The 19057-nt window shown below is 68.6% G+C and carries 18 protein-coding genes; 8 read left to right on the top strand and 10 right to left on the bottom strand.

The window, feature by feature from the left end; all coding sequences use genetic code 11:
- The 10 genes from KK141_RS21855 to map form a co-directional block, all read right to left on the bottom strand.
- Positions 1–369: an XRE family transcriptional regulator gene (locus KK141_RS21855; protein WP_167257813.1), complete on the bottom strand. Its 369-nt coding sequence runs from the start codon at positions 367–369 to the stop codon at positions 1–3.
- 141 nt (positions 370–510) lie between these two features.
- Positions 511–2547, bottom strand: a complete 2037-nt coding sequence (locus KK141_RS21850; protein WP_214573113.1) for a S9 family peptidase — start codon at positions 2545–2547, stop codon at positions 511–513.
- A 61-nt stretch (positions 2548–2608) separates the two neighbouring features.
- A complete protein-coding gene (gene dapE, locus KK141_RS21845; RefSeq protein WP_214573112.1) occupies positions 2609–3742 on the bottom strand; it encodes a succinyl-diaminopimelate desuccinylase in 1134 nt (377 codons plus the stop codon).
- A 50-nt stretch (positions 3743–3792) separates the two neighbouring features.
- The gene (locus tag KK141_RS21840; RefSeq protein WP_214573111.1) at positions 3793–4857 is read right to left on the bottom strand and encodes a VIT1/CCC1 transporter family protein; all 1065 of its coding nucleotides are present in this window, start codon (positions 4855–4857) and stop codon (positions 3793–3795) included.
- Positions 4854–5348, bottom strand: a complete 495-nt coding sequence (locus KK141_RS21835; RefSeq protein WP_214573110.1) for a DUF2165 domain-containing protein — start codon at positions 5346–5348, stop codon at positions 4854–4856. The genes KK141_RS21840 and KK141_RS21835 overlap by 4 nt, the downstream gene beginning before the upstream one ends.
- A gap of 1 nt (position 5349) precedes the next feature.
- Positions 5350–5709, bottom strand: coding sequence for a Spx/MgsR family RNA polymerase-binding regulatory protein (locus KK141_RS21830; protein ID WP_214573109.1), 360 nt, complete (start codon positions 5707–5709; stop codon positions 5350–5352).
- Positions 5710–5715: 6 nt separating this feature from the next.
- A complete protein-coding gene (locus tag KK141_RS21825; protein ID WP_214573108.1) occupies positions 5716–6492 on the bottom strand; it encodes a ceramidase in 777 nt (258 codons plus the stop codon).
- Positions 6492–7319 carry a 2,3,4,5-tetrahydropyridine-2,6-dicarboxylate N-succinyltransferase gene (dapD, locus tag KK141_RS21820; protein WP_214573107.1) on the bottom strand — a complete coding sequence of 276 codons (828 nt, stop codon included), beginning with the start codon at positions 7317–7319 and terminating at the stop codon, positions 6492–6494. The genes KK141_RS21825 and dapD overlap by 1 nt, the downstream gene beginning before the upstream one ends.
- Positions 7320–7421: 102 nt before the next feature.
- Complete coding sequence (gene glnD, locus KK141_RS21815; RefSeq protein ID WP_214573106.1) at positions 7422–10064, bottom strand: [protein-PII] uridylyltransferase; 2643 nt, start codon at positions 10062–10064, stop codon at positions 7422–7424.
- A 135-nt stretch (positions 10065–10199) separates the two neighbouring features.
- Positions 10200–10964 carry a type I methionyl aminopeptidase gene (map, locus tag KK141_RS21810; protein WP_214573105.1) on the bottom strand — a complete coding sequence of 255 codons (765 nt, stop codon included), beginning with the start codon at positions 10962–10964 and terminating at the stop codon, positions 10200–10202.
- Positions 10965–11325: 361 nt separating this feature from the next.
- Between map and rpsB the strand changes: the two genes are divergently transcribed.
- The 8 genes from rpsB (at position 11326) to rseP (ending at position 18918) form a co-directional block, all read left to right on the top strand.
- Positions 11326–12225: a 30S ribosomal protein S2 gene (gene rpsB, locus KK141_RS21805; RefSeq protein WP_214573104.1), complete on the top strand. Its 900-nt coding sequence runs from the start codon at positions 11326–11328 to the stop codon at positions 12223–12225.
- 60 nt (positions 12226–12285) lie between these two features.
- Positions 12286–13164 carry a translation elongation factor Ts gene (gene tsf / locus KK141_RS21800; protein WP_214573103.1) on the top strand — a complete coding sequence of 293 codons (879 nt, stop codon included), beginning with the start codon at positions 12286–12288 and terminating at the stop codon, positions 13162–13164.
- 233 nt (positions 13165–13397) lie between these two features.
- Positions 13398–14120 carry a UMP kinase gene (gene pyrH / locus KK141_RS21795; protein WP_214573102.1) on the top strand — a complete coding sequence of 241 codons (723 nt, stop codon included), beginning with the start codon at positions 13398–13400 and terminating at the stop codon, positions 14118–14120.
- A 109-nt stretch (positions 14121–14229) separates the two neighbouring features.
- The gene (gene frr / locus KK141_RS21790) at positions 14230–14787 is read left to right on the top strand and encodes a ribosome recycling factor (protein WP_214573101.1); all 558 of its coding nucleotides are present in this window, start codon (positions 14230–14232) and stop codon (positions 14785–14787) included.
- Positions 14788–14807: 20 nt separating this feature from the next.
- Positions 14808–15545 (top strand): polyprenyl diphosphate synthase, encoded by a 738-nt coding sequence (gene uppS / locus KK141_RS21785; RefSeq protein WP_214573100.1) that lies wholly within the window; start codon positions 14808–14810, stop codon positions 15543–15545.
- A 13-nt stretch (positions 15546–15558) separates the two neighbouring features.
- Positions 15559–16377 carry a phosphatidate cytidylyltransferase gene (locus tag KK141_RS21780; RefSeq protein ID WP_214573099.1) on the top strand — a complete coding sequence of 273 codons (819 nt, stop codon included), beginning with the start codon at positions 15559–15561 and terminating at the stop codon, positions 16375–16377.
- A complete protein-coding gene (locus KK141_RS21775) occupies positions 16374–17558 on the top strand; it encodes a 1-deoxy-D-xylulose-5-phosphate reductoisomerase (protein WP_214573098.1) in 1185 nt (394 codons plus the stop codon). The genes KK141_RS21780 and KK141_RS21775 overlap by 4 nt, the downstream gene beginning before the upstream one ends.
- A gap of 13 nt (positions 17559–17571) precedes the next feature.
- Complete coding sequence (rseP, locus tag KK141_RS21770; RefSeq protein WP_214573097.1) at positions 17572–18918, top strand: RIP metalloprotease RseP; 1347 nt, start codon at positions 17572–17574, stop codon at positions 18916–18918.
- Positions 18919–19057 lie beyond the last annotated feature (139 nt).

The following is a 19057-nucleotide window of genomic DNA, read 5'->3' as shown; positions in this document are numbered from 1 at the left end:
TCAGCTCTTTGCCTGGCGCTTGTAGGCGCGCGCCTCGGCCGATGCCAGGGCGCGCGTGCGCCCCAGCGCCTCGGCCTTGCGGACATCCATCTCGATCGCGCCCTGGTCGTGCTCGGGTGCGGCGAGTTTCCCGAGTTCGCCGTCGCGCTGAATCAGCCACAGCGCGGTGGCGACGATGCCGATGCCGACCGAGGGGTCGCCCGCTTCGAGCCGCTGCAGGGTGGGCACGGAAACGCCCATGCGGTTGGCCCAGGTCTTCAGGGATTCCTTGCGGCGCAGGCGCGCCACGGCGAGGTCGGCGCCGAGTTTTTCAATGGCGGCCGAGGTTGCCGGAGGGAGCTGCTGGAGGGCGCGGGCGAGCTTTGGCATACATATAGATTATAACAAAATTGGGCCAATTGTAAATATCTATATATATACGCAATGAAAACGCCAGCTGGATCGAGCCCACTGCACCCAGAAAAAAGCCGCCCGAGGGCGGCTCTTTTCATCCCTGGCAGGACGGACCGCTCAGTCGCCCGCCCCCACCGCCTCCGGCAAGCCCGGCACGAACTCCTTCCCGCTCGGCACCTTGGCGCTGGACGCCTTCAAGGCGCCGCCGATCGGCTCGACCCGTCCGCTCAGGCACTTGCCCAGGAACTGCTCGGCCACCGCGTTGAAGGCGATGCTGTTCTCCGGGCGCGCGAAGCCATGGCCTTCGTCGGGGAACAGCACATAGGTCACCGGGATGTTCTTGGCCTGCATCGCCTTGACGATCTGGTCCGACTCCGCCTGGTTCACGCGCGGGTCGTTGGCGCCCTGTCCGATCAGCAGCGGGCGCTTGATCGCTTCGGCCTTGAACAGCGGCGAGCGCTCCTGCAGCAGCTGGCGGCCCGCCTCGGTGGTGGGGTCGCCCATGCGCTTGTAGAACTGCGCCTTGCCGGCTTCCCAGTACGGCGGGATGGTCTTCAGCAACGTGGCGAGATTGGACGGGCCGACGATGTCCACGCCGCAGGCGAAGGTATCCGGCGTGAAGGCGAGGCCGGCCAGGGTGGCGTAGCCGCCGTAGGAGCCGCCCATGATGGCGACCTTGTCGGCGCTGGTGATGTGGTTCTTCACTGCCCACTGCACGGCGTCGATCAGGTCGTCGTGCATCTTGCGGCCCCACTGCAGGTCGCCGGCGGAGATGTACTTCTTGCCGAAGCCGGTCGAGCCGCGGTAGTTCACCGACAGCACCGCATAGCCGCGGTTGGCCAGCCACTGGTGGTAGCTGCTGTAGCCGTAGGTGTCGCGCGCCCATGGTCCGCCGTGCACGAACAGCACCATCGGCAGCGGTTTGTCGGGGCGGCCCGGATGCGCCTTGTCGCTGCCCGCGGGCAAGGTCAGATACGACACTTCGGTCAGCCCGTCGCGCGTGCGGATCTCCTGCGGATACATCGGCGCCAGCGTCGCATCCGCCAGCTCCGGCCGGCTGACGAACAGCGCGGTGAGCTTCTTCGCCTTGCGGTCGTACAGATACGTGGTGCCGGGCTTGACCACCGGGTCGACCACCACCGTCCAGAAATCGTCGGCATCGGTGCGCGAGGTGATATCGAACTTGCCCTTGAGCTGGTTTTTAAGGAAATCCAGGTCGCCCTTCACCGCCGGATCCAGCGCCGTCCATTCCGGCTTGAGGTACTGCGACGAATACGCCTGCACCTTGCCGGTGGCCGGGTCGCTGAGCGTGTCGTCGATATCGGCCTTGGCGTTCTGCGCCACCACGCTCGTCTTGCCCGTCGCGACGTCTTCGGCCAGCAAGGCCGCAGTGTCGCGGCCGCGCGAATCGAGCCAGTACAGCGTCTTGCCGTCCGCGGTGAAGCCGGCCGGCTGGGTGGTGAGCGAATCGTCCAGGCCAACGCTGCTGAACGGCTTGGCGTCGACCTTGCCGTCGGCCATGCGGTAGTAGTCGGTGCCGCCGTCGGGGCGGGATTTCTCGGCGACGCGCAGTACGAGCTGATCGTCGGCGACGAAGCCCGCGTATTCGCCCTTGTTCTCGTACACCTCGGTGAGCTTGCCGCTCTTCAGATCCAGGCTGTAGATGTCATGCCAGCGTGAGTCGCGGTTGTTCACGCCGATCAGGATGCGGTCCTTGATATGCACGCTGGTGCCGACCACGCGTACGCGGGTCTTCTGGAACGGCGTCAGCGACTGCGGCTCGCCGCCCTGCACGTCCACCTTGTAGAGCAGGAAGTTCTCGTCGCCGCCGTGGTCGTTGACGTACAGCACCGAGGACGAATCCGGCGCCCAGAAATACTGGCGGATCGGCCGTTGCTTCTCGGCGGTCAGCGCCTTGGCCTTGTCCGGCTCGCCCGCGGGCGCCACCCACACATTGAGCACGCCGTCGCGCGGCGCGATCCAGGCCAGCCACTTGCCGTCCGGGCTGAGCTTGCCGGCGACGCGGCTGGGATTGCCGAACAGCTTGGCGCGTTCGATCAGCGGAGCGCTGGTGGCGGGGGCGGTATCGGCCCAGGCCATGCTGGCGGACAGACCGGCGGCCGCAATGGCCGTGACGAGCAACAGCTTGCGCATATCCTTCTCCTTGGTGCTTGCTTCATGCGGGGAAAACCTAGCTGCCACCTACGACCGGGACTCAGCCCAGCAGACGCTCGCAGATGGCCTGATACAGCGAAGGCAGTTTTTCCAGGTCGGCCACGGCGACGCATTCGTCCACTTTGTGGATGGTCGCGTTGACCGGCCCCAGCTCCACCACTTCGGCACCCAGCGGCGCGATAAAGCGCCCGTCCGAGGTGCCGCCGCCGGTGCTCTGTTCCGGTTCCGTGCCGCACAGCTCGCGGCATACCGACACCACCGCGTCGCGCAGCGCGCCGCCGGCGGGGCTGAGGAAGGGTTCGCCGGAGAGGTTCCACTCCAGCGCGTAGTCGAGGCCATGCTTGTCGAGAATGCGCTCGACGCGCGCGCGCAGTTCGTCCGCGCGGCTGGCGGTGCTGTAGCGGAAATTGATCAGCGCCGCCAGCGAACCGGGAATGACATTGCTCGCGCCGGTGCCGGCGTTGAGATTGGACACCTGGAACGAGGTCGGCGGGAAATCCGCATTGCCGGCATCCCAGCGTTCCGCCGCCAGTTCGGTGAGTGCGGGCGCGAAGGCATGGATCGGGTTCTTCGCCTTTTCCGGATACGCCACGTGGCCTTGAATGCCGCGCACCGTCAGCGTCGCCGACAGCGAACCGCGCCGGCCGACGCGGATCAGGTCGCCCAGGCGCTCCTTCGACGAAGGCTCGCCCACCACGCACCAGTCGATGCGCTCGCCGCTGGCGCGGAAATGCGCGGCCACCTTGCGCACGCCGTCGAGATTGGTCGGGCCTTCCTCGTCGCTGGTCATCAGGAAACCGACGCGGCCGCGATGATCCGGATGCGCCGTGACGAAGGCTTCCAGCGCCACCGCCATCGCCGCCACCGAGCCTTTCATGTCGGCCGCGCCGCGGCCGTACAGATAACCGTCGCGCACCGCCGGTTCGAATGGATCGCTCTGCCAGCTTTCCGCCGGCCCGGTCGGCACCACGTCGGTATGGCCGAGGAACACCAGCAGCGGGCCGCCTTCGCCGTGCGTGGCCCAGAGGTTGTCCACCTCGCCGTAGCGCAGGTGTTCGACCTTGAAACCCACGCGCGCCAGGCGCTCGGCCAGCAAGGCCTGGCAGCCGGCGTCGTCCGGCGTCACCGAGCGGCGGCGGATCAGTTCGGCGGTGAGGTCGAAGACGGCGGACATGCGGATTCCCAGTGGATGCGGCGAGGATCGGCCTCGCCGTGGAGAGGAAACTAGCCGATCAGCACGCCGCCGATCACGTGTCCAACGGCATAGGTGATCGAAGCTGCCGCGGCAGTAATTCCAAGCTGGCGCACGATCGAGAACACCACGCCGCGGCCGGTGAACAGCGAGGTGCCGATGCCGATCAGGGCCAGCGCGAAAGCCGTGGCGCCGGCACTAGCCAGCATCGCGGCGTGGCCGCCGAGGAACAGATACGGCGCGACCGGAAACGCGGCGCCGAGAGCGAACATGCAGAACGAGGAAATCGCGGCGGCATGGGCCGAGCCGCCGAGATCTTCGGGATCGATGCCCAGGTCTTCGCGCACCAGCGTATCCAGCGCGGCGCGCGGCGTTTCCGACAGGCGCTCGGCGACGGTCTCGGCGACTTGCGGCTCCAGCCCCTTGTCGCGATAGATGCCGGCAATGCTGCGCGCGCCGTCTTCCGGCGCCACCGCAAGACGCTCGGCGCGCACGGCGATCTGCGCCTGATAGAACTCGCGCGAGCTGTTCACCGACAGCCATTCGCCCAGCGCCATCGAACAGGCCCCGGCGACCAGGCCGGCGATGCCCGCGGTGAGCACGGCCTTGTCGTTGCCGGAGGCGCCGGCCATGCCCATCACCAGGCTGACGTTGGACACCAGCCCGTCATTCGCACCCAGCACGGCGGCGCGCAGCGTATTGCCGCTCTGGCCGCGACTGTCGCGCCTGGCGCTGCGCAGCGGCGCGCTTTCGGCGAAATGATTGCGCAGCTCCTTGCGGTCCACCGAGGGCTCGACATGGTCGGCATGTTCCAGCCGCACCACGGTGGGCATCACGAACTCGGTGCCGAAGCGGCGCGCGAACCACGACAGCACGCGCACGCGGATGCCGGCTTCGTGCTTCGGCACCTCGACGTGCATGGCATGCAGCTGCGCTTCCCAGAATGCCGCGTTGGCGGTTTCGGCCAGCGCGATGCGGCGATACGCGCGCTGCTTGCGTTCGTCGCTGGCCAGGTCGGCCAGGCGCTCGTACAGCGCGGCGTTGTCGCGCTCGATGCGCAGGTTGGCGAGATAGCGGCGTGCGCTGCGATCGCTCATTCCGGTTCCGCCTCGTTCTGGCCCAGGTAGATGAGCGCGCCCAGCAGCAACGCCACCAGGCGAAAGGACGTCTCGATGCCGTTCCACTGCGAGGACATCCACATGCCGAACCACTCGCCGCCGATCGCCATGAAGCCGACCAGCCACAGCAGCACGCCAAGGCTCAGCCCCGCCGTCGCCAAGCCCTTCGCGCGCACGAACAGCGCAGCCGGTGCGCGACGGCGCAGCCACATGCGCCACGCACCGGCCCACAGCAGCGCGGCCGTGGCGAGCTGGGTGGCGATGATCAGCGCATAAGCCGCGTGCTGCAGCCACGGCGCGGTGATGGCGCGGTAGCGGATGGTGGCGTCGGGGAAGATCGTGTCCATCGCCAGCACGTGATGCACGAAGGCGAAGTTGCTGCCGTAGTCGGTGAGGTTGCCGAACGCCACCAGGCTCACCAGCAGGGCGAGCCCGCAGACCAGCAGCAGCTTGGCGTAGCGCGCCGGCATCTCAGCGCACGAACAGCTTCTTGAAGCCGTTGTCGGTGAAGCCGACGCTCACCGAACCATCCGCCTGCACCACCACCGGGCGGCGCACCAGGGCCGGATATTCCTTCAGCAGCAGGGTCCACTCCGGATCGCTGCCGGGGTTCTTGCGCTGCGGCAGCAGATTGCGCCAGGTGGTGCCGGCCTTGTTCACCAGCTTCTCCCAGCCGCCGAGCTGGTGCGCCCAGTCCTTCAGCGTGTCGGCCGGCACCGGGTTGGCGCGGTAGTCGACGAACGTGTGCTCGACGTCGAAGCGGTTGAGCCAGTTGCGCGCCTTCTTGCAGGTGTCGCAGTTGGGCAGGCCGTACAGCGTGGGGTTGCTCATGCGTTGCTATCCGTCGATGGGTTGTTGCCGCCGCAGCATGCGCAGCAGCACGTAGAAAGCCAGGGCGGCGACGAGGTGCTTGATGGTGTGCCCGCTGACCGTGCCGCCGGTCGCCTGGAACACCTGCTTGTCGCCCTGCTCGCAGGCAAAGGCCACCAGATAGGTGCCCAGCACCGCGAACAACTGCGCGCGCCCGCTCCACGGCGTGGGCAGCAAGGCCACCGCCAGCAGGAGCAGCAGGATCGAACCGCCCTCGGCCACGAAATACGGCAACAGATTGCCGGTGATGCTCCAGTAAACGACGCAGCCCACGCCGAGCAGGGACAGGCCCAGCAGCGGCAAATCGGAGCGCCAGCGCAGGCGTTCGGCCAGCGTGGCGGCGAACAGCGGCATGAATACCAGGGTCATCGGCAGGCGGTCCCATACCAGCCGCGCGTCCGAAGGCGCCCAGTGGTAGTAGGCGGAGCCGAAGGCGGTGAGTGCGAGGCCGGCGAAGGTCATGCCGTAGGCGTGCACATCGATCTTGCCCATCGCCTGCACGCGCGGCTCGCGCATGGCGGACAGCCCCAGCACGCCGACCAGCAGGAACGCGAGATTGGACATCACATCGCCGAAGTTCGGCACGCCCAGCCAACCGCGCGCGTCGGCGAAGCCGTGATAAGCCTGCGGCTGCGCCACCGGCGGCAGCGCGAACGCAAGCACCGCCAGCACGATGCCGGCCAGGGCGAGCACGTAGCCGCGCTTGCGCGCCGCGGCGACACTCACCCCGGCCGTGGCGGCCATCAGTCGGCGCTGCGCAGCAGTTCGTTGATGCCGGTCTTGCTGCGCGTCTTCTCGTCCACCTGCTTGACGATGATGGCGGCGTACAGGCTGTGCGAGCCGTCCTTGGCCGGCAGGCTGCCGGCCACCACCACGCTGCCGGCCGGCACGCGGCCGTAGCTGATCTCGCCGGTGGCGCGGTTGTAGATGCGGGTGGACTGGCCCAGGAACACGCCCATGCCGATCACGCTGCCCTTCTCCACCACCACGCCTTCCACCACTTCCGAACGCGCGCCGATAAAGCAGTTGTCTTCGATGATGGTGGGGTTCGCCTGCAGCGGCTCCAGCACGCCGCCGATGCCGACGCCGCCGGACAGATGCACGTGCGCGCCGATCTGCGCGCAGGAACCGACCGTGGCCCAGGTATCGACCATGCTGCCGGCGCCGACATAGGCGCCGATGTTGACGTAGCTGGGCATCAGCACGGCGTCCTTGGCCACGTGCGCGCCGCGGCGCACCAGTGCGCCGGGCACCACGCGCGCGCCCAGGCCCTGCAGTTCGGCGTCGTTGCCGTGGGCGAAGCGCAGCGGCACCTTGTCGAAGGCCAGCGCGGAGCCGCCGTCGACCACGCGGTTGCCGTTGATGCGGAAATACAGCAGCACGGCTTTCTTGATCCACTGGTTGACCGTCCAGCCGCCGTTGCCGTCCGGCTCGGCGACGCGGCGTTCGCCGGATTCCAGCAGGTCGATCACCTGCTCCACGGCGGGGCGCAGATAGGTTTCGATGTCCGACTGGGTGAGGTCGTTGCGGCGCTCGAAGGCGTCGTTGATCAGGGATTCGATGCTTTGCATGGCGTGCTGGATGGGGGCTGGTGAGAACCCGGCCATGCTAGCGGGATTGGCCGCGGCGGGCGAGCCGTTTGGCCGTCCATCGCGCGCGTTGCGGACTTTGCCCTAGCCCGCGCGCTTGGCCGCGCCCAGCCGGTCCAGCAGGGCGTGCAGCAGGCGGTCCTGCTGCACCACGCCCAGCGGCGCGTTGCGGCGGTCGGTGATCAGGAAGAAATCCTCCACGCGTTCGCCGAAGGTGGCGATGCGCGCGTCGTGCACGCGCACCTCGGCGTCGGCCATGGCCTGCGACACCGCGGCGAGCAGGCCCGGCCGATCGCTGCACACCAGGGACAGCCGGGTGCGGTCGCCGACCGCGCTGAAGGCGATCTTCGGCGCCACCTGGAAATGCTTCAGATGCCGCGACATGTTCCGCCGCGACGGCTGGTGCGCATGCGCCGGTTGCGACAGCGCGCGATGCAGGCGCTGCTGCAGCTCCTCGGCGCGGTCCGCGCTGGCCGGTTGCTGGCTGTCCGATTCCAGCAGCAGGAAGGTATCCAGCGCCATGCCGTTGCGGCTGTTGAGGATGCGCGCTTCCATCACCGAGAAATGCAGGCGGTCGAGCATGGCGGTGACCGAGGCGAACAGGCCGTCGCGGTCGGGCGTGTAGACGAACAGCTCGGTGGTGCCGCGCACCGACAGCGGATGCACTTCGATCAGCGGCGTGGCGCCGGCGGAGCGGAGGATCGCCGCGGTCTGCCAGGCGATCTGTTCGGGCCGGTGGCGCAGGAAGCTCTGCTCCGGGAAATCCAGCCATACGCGTTCGCAGGCGGTCTGCGCGAAGCCTTCCGTGAGCAGCAGCGCCAGCGCGGCCTCGCGGCATTCGCGCACGCGCGCGGCAGCGTCGCGCGGCAGCTCGTCGTCGCTGGCCAGCGCGTAGCGGGTGGCGGTGTAGAGGTCGGCGAGCAGGCGGTCTTTCCACGCATTCCATAAGCGCGGACTGGTGCCGATAATGTCGGCGATGGTCAGCAGGTAGAGCAGGTCCAGGCGTTCGCGCTCGCCGACGGCTTCGGCGAAGCGCTGCACCACGTCGGGGTCGGTGATGTCCTGGCGCTGCGCGGTGACGCTCATCAGCAGATGCCAGCGCACCAGCCAGGCGATCAGGTCGATGTCTTCGTGCGGCAGACCCAGGCGGGCACCGAAGGCGCGCGCATCTTCTTCGCCCAGCACCGAGTGGTCGCCGCCGCGCCCCTTGGCGATGTCGTGGAACAGCGCGCCGAGCAGCAGCAGCTCGGGCTTTTCCAGCGTGGGCCAGATGCCGCAGGCGAGCGGGAAGTCGGCGCGCGCAGCCGGATCGGCGAAGCGCGCCACGTTGCGCAGCACGCGCAGCGTGTGTTCGTCCACGGTGTAGACGTGAAACAGGTCGTACTGCATGCGCCCGAACACCTTGCCGAACGCCGGCAGCACCGCTGCCAGCAGGCCGTGCCGGTTCATGCGCCATAGCGCTTCCACCGCCGGCGCGCCCTTGCGCAGCAGGCGCAGGAAGGCATCGAGCACCTGCGGGTCGTCGGCCAGCGAGGCGCCGAAGAACGCGGTGGCCTGGTGGATGCGGCGCATGGTGTCGGCGGTGAAGCCGACGATGCCCGGCTCACCCAGGCGCAAGATGAACACTTCGACCAAGGCTGCGGGCCGGCGCACGAACAGATCCGGATCGCGCACGGCCAGGCGCGAACCGAAACGCAGGAAATCCGCGCCCACGGCCTGCGGTTCGATCGGCGGTTCGAGCATCTCCTCGAAGCGCTCGGCGATCTGCACGCCCAGCCGCTCTACCTGGCTGGCGGCGCGGTAGTAGCCCTGCATGAACTGTTCGACGCCGAGGTTTTTCTCGTGCTCGTCGCGGAAGCCGAGCTGCTCGGCCAGCGCGCGCTGGTAGTCGAACAGCAGGCGCTCCTCGGCGCGGCCGGCCTCCAGGTGCAGCGCGAAGCGGTAGCGGCGCAGCGTGGCTTCGGCTTCTTCCAGCGTGGAGCGTTCGGCCGGGTCGAGCAGGCCCTCTTCCACCATGCCGTCGAAGTCGTCCGCATGCGCGAGGCGGCGGCCCAGCCAGCGCAGCGAATCGAGCGTGCGCAGGCCGCCGGGGCCGTCCTTGATGTTCGGTTCGAGGTTGTAGGCGGTGTCGTTGTAGCGCGCGTGGCGGCTGTCGCGTTCCGACAGGCGCACGGCCAGGTAGGCGGCCGGCGGCCACAGCGCGGGATCGTCGACGATCGCCTGCAGCGATTGCTCCAGCGCCGGATCGCCGGCCAGCCGGCGCGCATCGAGCAGGCTGGTGAACACACTGGCGTCCTGCGCGGCCAGCGCGCGGCACTGCGCCGGGTCGCGCACGGCGTGGCCCACTTTCAGGCCGATATCCCACAGCGTGGCGAAGCATTGCTCCAGCGCGCGCAGCCGCGCCGGCTCGGCGCGCTCGGCCAGCACCAGCAGATCCACGTCCGAATGCGGAAACAGCAGGCCGCGCCCGAAACCGCCGACGGCGAACAGCGCCGCGCCATCGACTTCGCCCAGGCAGGCCGTCCACACGTGGGCCACGATGCGCGACACCGAATCGCCGCGCCGGCGCGCCAAGGCGGTGGCGTCGGCGCCGTCGCGGAAGGCGGTGGCGATGGCGCGGTCGACGTCGCCCAGCAGCTGCCGCAGGGCCCGCCGCGCCTCGGTCGACACGCCCGAGCGCGGGACCGCGGTGGGCAGGCGGGGCAGCGGAGGCAGCACAACGGTCATGGGCGCGGGGACCGGGAAACAGGGAACCGGAGCAGTCTGCCACGTTGCCGGTTCACTGTGCGCTGCACCATGAGCCAGAGTGGCCGTATAAATGAAGAAGGGCGGCCAAGGCCGCCCTTCTTCTCGTCGCTTCGCTCAGGCGTCCGGCCAGGGCGTGAGGATCTCGAAGCCGTCCTCGGTCACCGCGATCGTGTGCTCCCACTGGGCCGAGAGCGAGTGGTCCTTGGTGACCACCGTCCAGCCGTCCGGCAGCTGGCGGGTCTGCGGCTTGCCGGCGTTGACCATCGGCTCGACCGTGAAGGTCATGCCCTGCTTCAGCTCCAGCCCGCTGGCGGGCTTGCCGTAGTGCAGCACCTGGGGTTCGTCGTGGTAGACCTTGCCGATGCCGTGGCCGCAGTACTCGCGCACCACCGAGAAGCCGGCTGCCTCGGCATGCTTCTGGATGGCGTGGCCGACGTCGCCCAGGGTGGCGCCGGGGCGCACCGACTGGATGCCCAGCATCATCGCCTCGTGGGTGGTCTCCACCAGGCGCCGGGCCAGCACCGACGGGGTGCCGACGAAGTACATGCGGCTGGTGTCGCCGTGCCAGCCGTCTTTGATGACGGTGACGTCCAGGTTGATGATGTCGCCGTCCTTCAGCAGCTTGGACGGGCTGGGGATGCCGTGGCAGATCACGTGGTTGACCGAGGTGCACAGCGTCTTGGGGAAGCCGTTGTAGCCGACGTTGGCCGGGATCGCCTTCTGCACGTTCACGATGTGCTCGTAGGCGAGGCGGTCCAGGTCCTCGGTGGTGACGCCCGGCTTGACGTGCTCTTTAAGCATGGCCAGCACTTCGGCGGCCAGCTTGCCGGCGTCGCGCATGGCCTGGATGTCGGCGGGGGATTTCAGGGTAACGGCCATAGTTCCACTCAAATGGCGCCGCAAGTCCTTGGGTTCAACGGGTTCAGGCCGAGCCTGAACAAGCCCGGTGGTCCGCCGGCGACTTGCCGCTATGCCGGCGCGCCGGCTATAATTTCGGAGTTTTGCTGCCCGGAGAACCCGCCACACATGGCGCTTCCCGACCGGCCGCAAAGCGAAAAACGATTGTAACCGCGCTGCGGCATGATCGCCTAAGTCCTTGATCGGACAAACCAACGCCACACACGCATCGGCACCGCCTTCGGGGTGCCGCGGGCCCTTGGGGTACCGCGGTCGAAGCCGGGGATGCGTGGAGGTCCCAACCCCCGGGCCACATGACAAGGCCCAATGAAGGAGTTTTCCCATGGCACAAGTCACCATGCGCCAGATGCTTGAAGCCGGCGTGCATTTCGGTCACCAGACCCGCTACTGGAACCCCAAGATGGCTCCGTACATCTTCGGTGCCCGCGGCAAGATCCACATCATCAACCTTGAAAAGACCCTCCCGCTGTTCACCGACGCGATGAACTTCCTGTCGGGCGTGGCGCAGAAGCGCGGCACCGTGCTGTTCGTCGGCACCAAGCGCTCGGCCCGCGAGGCCCTGGCCGAGGAAGCCGGCCGCGCCGGCATGCCCTTCGTCACCGCCCGCTGGCTCGGCGGCATGCTGACCAACTTCCGCACCGTCAAGCAGTCCGTGGCGCGCCTGAAGGAGCTGGAAGCGGCCGAGACCGACGGCAGCTTCGACCGCCTGGTCAAGCACGAAGTGCTGGCCCGCCGCCGCGAGCGCGACAAGCTGGAGAACTCGCTGGGCGGCATCAAGGACATGAACCGCCTGCCCGACGCGCTGTTCGTGGTCGACATCGGCCATGAAGACATCGCCGTGCAGGAAGCCAAGAAGCTCGGCATCCCGGTGGTCGCCGTGGTCGACACCAACTACAACCCGGAGCTGGTGGACTACGCCATCCCGGGCAACGACGACGCCATCCGCGCGATCCAGCTGTACGCCCGCGCCGCCGCCGACTCGATCCTCGAGGGCCGTGCCGCCGCCCCGGCTGCCGCCCAGGGCGACGCCAACGAGTTCGTCGAGCTCGACGAGGAAGGCAACCCGGTCGCCAAGGAAGAGCGCAAGGCCGCTCCGCGCCGCGACAACAACCGCGGCCCGGCCAAGAAGGGCGCTGGCGCCCCGCGCCGTGACGGCGGTGCCGGTGCTGGCCGTGGCGGCCGCGGCGGCCGTCAGAACGAAGGCGAAGCGGACGGCGAGTAAGCCATCCCCCGCCCCGGCCGTGACCGGCCGGGGCGTTTCAAAGATTTTCGAGGAACCCAGATGACTGCCATTACCGCAAAACTGGTCGGCGAACTGCGCGAGCGCTCGGGCGCCGGCATGATGGACTGCAAGAAGGCGCTCACCGAGACCAACGGTGACATCGAAGCCGCCATCGAGCACCTGCGCAAGACCGGCCTGGCCAAGGCCGACAAGAAGGCCGACCGCATCGCCGCCGAAGGCCGCGTGGCCACCGCCAGCGACAACGGCAAGGCCGTGCTGGTCGAGGTCAACAGCGAGACCGACTTCGCCGCCAAGAACGCCGAATTCGTCGACTTCACCAATGCCGTGGCGCAGGCCGTGCTGAAGGCCGGCGTGACCGAGATCGAGGCCGTCAAGGCCGCCGCGATCGAGGGCTTCGCCAGCATCGAAGAGGCCGCCAAGGCCAAGACCGCGACCATCGGCGAGAAGATCGACGTGCGCCGCGCTGCCCGCGTGGAGAACGACGGCCCGCTCGGCGTGTACTCGCACGGCGGCAAGATCGGCGTGATCGTGGCGCTCAAGGGCGGCTCGGAAGAGCTGGCCAAGGGCATCGCCATGCACGTGGCCGCCATGAACCCGCCCTACGTGAAGGCCGAGGACGTTCCCGCCGACTTCATCGCGCGCGAGAAGGACATCGCCCTCGCCGCCATGTCGGACAAGGAAAAGAACAAGCCGGCCGACATCCTCGACAAGATCATCTCCGGCAAGATCAACAAGATCGTGTCGGACGTGACCCTGGTCGGCCAGCCCTACGTGCTGGACACCAACGTCACCGTCGGCGACGCCCTCAAGAAGGAAGGCGCGGACGTGGTGAAGGTGGTGCGCCTGGTCGTGGGCGAAGGCATCGAGAAAATCCAGGAGGATTATCTCGCCGAAGTGCAGAAGGCCATGCAGGTCTGACCTGCTTGCGCATTCGATGAAAAAGCCGCGGGAAACCGCGGCTTTTTTATTGCCCGCGATCCGCCGCGGAAGCAGGAACGCATGGACGGCCGGACGTCCGCGCCATGCGGCGAAAACAAGCAAGCATGAACGAAACATCGTCGCACCCCGCAGCACAAAGCGCTTCGCGCTTACCTGGAAGCGGCGCAGCCGCTACAATGCGCGCGTTTTGCCACACACAATCCGGAGACCCCATGAGCGAACCGCTTAAATATCGCCGCATCCTGCTCAAACTCTCCGGTGAAGCGCTGATGGGCGAAGCCGACTACGGCATCGACCCGAAAGTGATCGGCCGCCTGGCCGACGAAATCATCGACATCCAGAAGGCCGGCATCCAGATCGGCGTGGTCATCGGCGGCGGCAACATCTTCCGCGGCGCCGGTCTCGCTGCCGCGGGCATGGACCGCGTCACCGGCGACCACATGGGCATGCTCGCCACCGTGATGAACGCGCTGGCCATGCAGGATGCGATCGAACGCCGCGGCGGCTTCGCCCGCGTGATGAGCGCCATCCAGATCCACGACGTGGCCGAGGACTTCATCCGCCGCCGCGCCATCCGCCATATCGAGAAGGGCCGCATCGCGCTGTTCGCGGCCGGCACCGGCAATCCGTTCTTCACCACCGACTCGGCCGCCGCGCTGCGTGCGGTGGAGATCGGCGCGGACCTGCTGCTGAAGGCCACCAAGGTCGACGGCGTGTACACCGCCGACCCGGCGCGCGATCCCAGCGCCACCCGCTACGACCGGCTCACCTACGACCAGGTGATCGAGCGCAAGCTGGCGGTGATGGACACCGCCGCCATCGCGCTGTGCCGCGACCACGGCATGCCGCTGCGCATCTACGACATGACCGTGCCGGGCAACCTGCTGCGGATCATGCGCGGCGAATCGATCGGCACCATCGTCACCGACCGCTGACGCCTTTGCGGGGCCGCCCCAGGGCGCCCCGCCACCCCCAAAAGCCCGCCCCCGTGCGGGCTTCCCCCGCTGCTATACTTCCAGGCTTGCACGTTCAAGGGGTATGCCCATGCTCAACGACATCAAGACCGATGCCCAGACCCGCATGGGCAAAAGCATCGACTCGCTCAAGCACAGCCTCACCCGCCTGCGCACCGGCCGCGCCAGCACGGCGCTGGTGGAACACATCCGGGTGCCGGCCTACGGCTCCGAGATGCCGCTCAATCAGGTGGCTTCGATCTCGCTGGGCGACGCCCGCTCGATCATCATCACGCCGTTCGACAAGAGCCACATCGCCGCGGTCGAGAAGGCCCTGCTGTCCTCGGACGTCGGCATCACGCCGACCACCGCCGGCACCGTGATCCGCCTGAACATGCCGCCGCTCACCGAAGAGCGCCGCCGCGAGCTGGCCAAGCACGTGGCGCACGAGGGCGAGGACGCCAAGATCTCGATCCGCAACGTGCGCCGTGACGCGATGCAGCAGGTCAAGGACCTGCTCAAGGACAAGAAGATCACCGAAGACGACGAGCGCCGGGCCGAGGACGACATCCAGAAGCTCACCGATCGCTTCGTCAAGGAAGTCGACACCATCGCCAAGGCCAAGGAAGAGGAACTGATGGCGCTCTGAAGCGCCATCGTTCCCACTCCATGACCGGCGCCGACGCCCCGCGGATCCCGCGCCACATCGCCATCGTGATGGACGGCAACGGCCGCTGGGCGAAAGCGCGCCACCGCCCGCGCAGTTTCGGCCACAACGCCGGCCGCAAGGCGCTGCGCGAAGTGGTCGAGGGCTGCCTGCGCGAAGGCGTGCAGGCGCTGACCGTGTTCGCCTTCTCCAGCGAGAACTGGCAGCGTCCGCAGGACGAGGTCGGCGCGCTGATGGAACTGTTCGTGCGCGCGCTGGACAAGGAAGTGGACGAACTGCACCAGCACGGCGTGCGCATGCGCTTCGTCGGCGACCTGGGCGCGTTCGAGCCGGGCCTGCGCCAGCGCATGAACCAGGCGATCGCGCATACCGCCGGCAACGACAAGCTGCACCTCAACGTGGCGGTCAACTACGGCGGCCGCTGGGACGTGGTCCAGGCCGCGCGCAAGGCCGCCGAGGCGGTGGCACGCGGCGAATTCCGCGCCGACGAGATCGACGAGCACCTGCTCGGCCACTGGATGAGCCTGGCCGACCTGCCGCCGCTGGACCTGTTCATCCGCACCGGCGGCGAGCTGCGCATCAGCAATTTCCTGCTGTGGCAGGCCGCCTACGCGGAGCTCTACTTCACCGACACCTTGTGGCCGGACTTCGACCAGGCTTGCCTGCGGCAGGCCATCGAGGAATATGCACGCCGCGAGCGCCGCTACGGGCGCACCGGCGAACAGGTCGCCAAGGCCTAACCCAGGGAATCGCATGCTGCTTCAGCGCACTCTTACCGCACTGCTGCTCGCGCCGCTGGCGATCCTGCTGATCCTGTGGCCGCCGACCCATGTGTTCGCGCCGCTCGTGTCGGCGGCCTTCCTGTTGGCGCTGTGGGAATGGACGCGCCTGTCCGGCCTGAAAGATACCGGCGTGCGCATTGGCCTGCTGGCCGTCGCCGCCGCGGTGTTCACCCTGCTGTGGTGGGCGCGCGATACCGCGCTGTGGGCGGTGCTGATCGCCGCCGGCGTGCTGTGGTGGGCGCTGGTCTGCGTGTGGCTGCGGCACTTCGCCTTCGGCGCCGCGCCGACCCGCGAGAACCAGCTGTTCAAGCTCGGCGCCGGCGCGCTGGTGCTGCTGCCGTCCTGGGTGGCCGCGATGAGCATCCACCGCTCCCAGCCGCACGGGCACGAGTGGACCGTGCTGGCCCTGGCCATCGTGTGGGCCGCCGATATCGGCGCCTATTTCAGCGGCCGCCTGTTCGGCAAGCGCAAGCTGGCCCCGACCATCAGCCCCGGCAAGACCTGGGCCGGCGTGTACGGCGCCTTCGTCGCCGGCGCCCTGGTGGCGGGCGTGGGCGGCTGGCTGCTGGAGGCGCGCGGCGCCAACCTGGCCGGCCTGATCGTGCTGTCGATGGTCACCGTGGTCGCCTCGATCGTCGGCGACCTGCTGGAGAGCCTGATGAAGCGGCATGCCGCGGTGAAGGACTCCGGCAACCTGTTCCCCGGTCACGGCGGCCTGCTGGACCGGATGGACAGCGTGTTCGCCGCCCTGCCCGTGTTCGCCGCCGGCAAATTGCTGCTGGGTCTATGAGCGGTTTGCGCCAGATCGCGGTACTGGGAGCCACCGGCTCCATCGGCGGCAGCACGCTGGACGTGATCGCACGCCATCCGCAGCGTTTCCGCGCCAGCGTGCTGGCTGCCCATCGCCAGGTGGAAGCGCTCGCCGCGCTGTGCGAGCAGCACCGGCCGGATCTGGCCGTGATCGGCGACCCGGCGCTGGAAGGCGAACTGGCCCGCCGCCTGGCCGCCGCCGGCGTGCGCTGCGAGGTGGCCGCCGGCCACGACGCGATCACGGCCGCCGCCTCCGGCGCGCTGTGCGACACCGTGGTGGCCGCCATCGTCGGCGCCGCCGGCCTGGATTCCACCCTGGCCGCCGCGCGCAGCGGCAAGCGCCTGCTGCTGGCCAACAAGGAATCGATCGTGATGGCCGGCGAGCTGCTGCTGGCCGCGCTGCGCGAAGGTGGCGGCGAGCTGATCCCGGTCGATTCCGAGCACAACGCCATCTTCCAGTGCCTGCCCGGCGGCCGCCCCGAGCTGGCCCGCAGCGGCGTGCGCCGGCTGGTGCTGACCGCCTCCGGCGGCCCGTTCCGCGGGCGCAGCCGCGCGGAGCTGGCCGGCATCACCCCCGACGAGGCCTGCCGGCATCCGAAGTGGTCGATGGGGCGCAAGATCTCGGTCGATTCGGCCACCCTGATGAACAAGGGCCTGGAAGTGATCGAGGCCCACCACCTGTTCCAGGCCGCGCCCGACGCGATCGAGGTGCTGGTGCACCCGCAGAGCCTGGTGCATTCCCTGGTCGACTACGTCGACGGCTCGGTGCTGGCCCAGCTCGGCAATCCGGACATGCGCACGGCCATCGCCCATGCGCTGGCCTGGCCAGAGCGGGTGGATTCGGGCGTGCCGCCGCTGGACCTGGCCGCCCACGGCAGCCTGCAGTTCGAGGCGCCGGACCTGGCCACCTTCCGCTGCCTGGCCCTGGCCTTCCAGGCGCTGCGCGCAGGCGGCGACGCCACCGCCGTCCTGAATGCCGCGAACGAGGTGGCGGTGGAGGCCTTCCTCGCCGGCGCGCTGCCCTTCCTGTCGATCGCCGACGTCGTTGAAAGCGTGCTCATGGAACTGCCGCCGCAAGCCGTGGTCGATGTCCGGTCCCTTACTGAACGTGACCGGGCAGCCCGCGAGGCCGCCCGCCGCATCCTCCGCAACGCATGCTGATAAGCTCTTGCAGATGAATTCCTTTTTCGGCTCGATCTTCTGGTTACTGGTCACGCTGGGCGTGCTGGTGACCTTTCATGAGTTCGGCCACTACTGGGTCGCGCGCCGCTGCGGCGTCAAGGTGCTGCGCTTCTCGGTGGGCTTTGGCCGCGCCATCTGGAAGCGCATCGGCAAGGACGGCACCGAGTACCAGGTCGCCCTCATTCCCCTGGGCGGCTACGTGAAGATGCTGGACGCCCGTGAGGGCGAGGTCGATCCGGCCGACCAGGGCCGCGAGTTCACCCACAAGCCGGTGTGGCAGCGCATCGCCATCGTCGCGGCCGGTCCCGCCTTCAATCTGATTTTCACCGTGGCCGCGTTCTGGGCCATGTTCGTGGTCGGCATGCCCGACGCCGCGCCGAACGTCACCGCCGTGCCGCACAGCATGGCCGCCGACGCCGGCGTGCGCCCGGGCGACCGCGTGCTCGCCGTCGACGGCAAGCCGGTCGACACCCTCAGCGACGCCTACGACGCCATCGCCAACGCCCTGCTCGGCCGCGAACCGCTGCCGCTGCGCCTGCGCGGCACCGACGGCGCCGAGCGCGTGGTCACCCTGCCGCTGAACCAGCTGCCCGCCGGCCAGGACATCGGCCAGTACCTGGAAAAGCTCGGCATCAAGACCGCGCCCGCCGCGCCGGTCGCCGCCGTGGTGCGCGCCGGCTTCCCGGCCGCCGCCGCCGGCCTGCAGGGCGGCGACCGCATCGTCAGCGTCAACGGCCAGCCGGTGGCCGATTTCGAAGCCTTCTCGCGCCTGGTGGTGGCCGAGGCGACCAAGTCGCCGGCACTGGCCATCGCGGTGGAGCGCGGCGGCAAGCCGCTGAGCTTCACGGTCACCGCACGCATGGAATCGATGGAAGGCCAGCCGCCGCGCTGGCTGATCGGCGTGTCGCCGCCGCAGCCGGAACAGGTGGTGCGCCGCTACGGGCCGGTGGCCGCGGTCGGCGCCTCGCTGGGCGCGACCTGGGACAACACCGTCTCGCTGTTCAACATGATCGGCAAGATGGTCAGCGGCCAGGCCTCGACCAAGAACCTCTCCGGCGTGATCGGCATCGCCCAGGTGGCCAATGCCTCGGCCAGCATGGGCCCGGCCTGGTTCCTGCGCTTCCTCGCCCTGGTCTCGCTGAGCCTGGCCGTACTGAACCTGCTGCCCATCCCCGTCTTGGACGGCGGTCACCTGCTGTATTACCTTATCGAGTTGGTCAAGGGCAGTCCGCTGAGTGAGCGCACGATGATGGCCGGCCAGTACGTCGGCCTGTTCCTGCTGCTCACCTTGATGGGTCTGGCGTTTTACAACGACATCCATCGCAGTCTGTTCTTGTGACGCGCGTGCCCAACGCCAGCGTCGGGGGACGGCCGGCCCGCGGCAAGGCGACATCGGTTGTCGCCCATGCCGGCGCGCCATGCGTTGAAACATCCTCCGCCGCGCTCGCGAACGGCGCGCGCTTTTTTTCGAGTCCGGG

This window comes from Dyella sp. LX-66 (assembly GCF_018599165.1).
Taxonomy (GTDB): Bacteria; Pseudomonadota; Gammaproteobacteria; order Xanthomonadales; family Rhodanobacteraceae; genus Dyella_D; species Dyella_D marensis.
The sequence above is the reverse complement of the archived record's forward strand: the minus strand, read 5'-3'. Positions and strand labels throughout refer to the sequence as shown.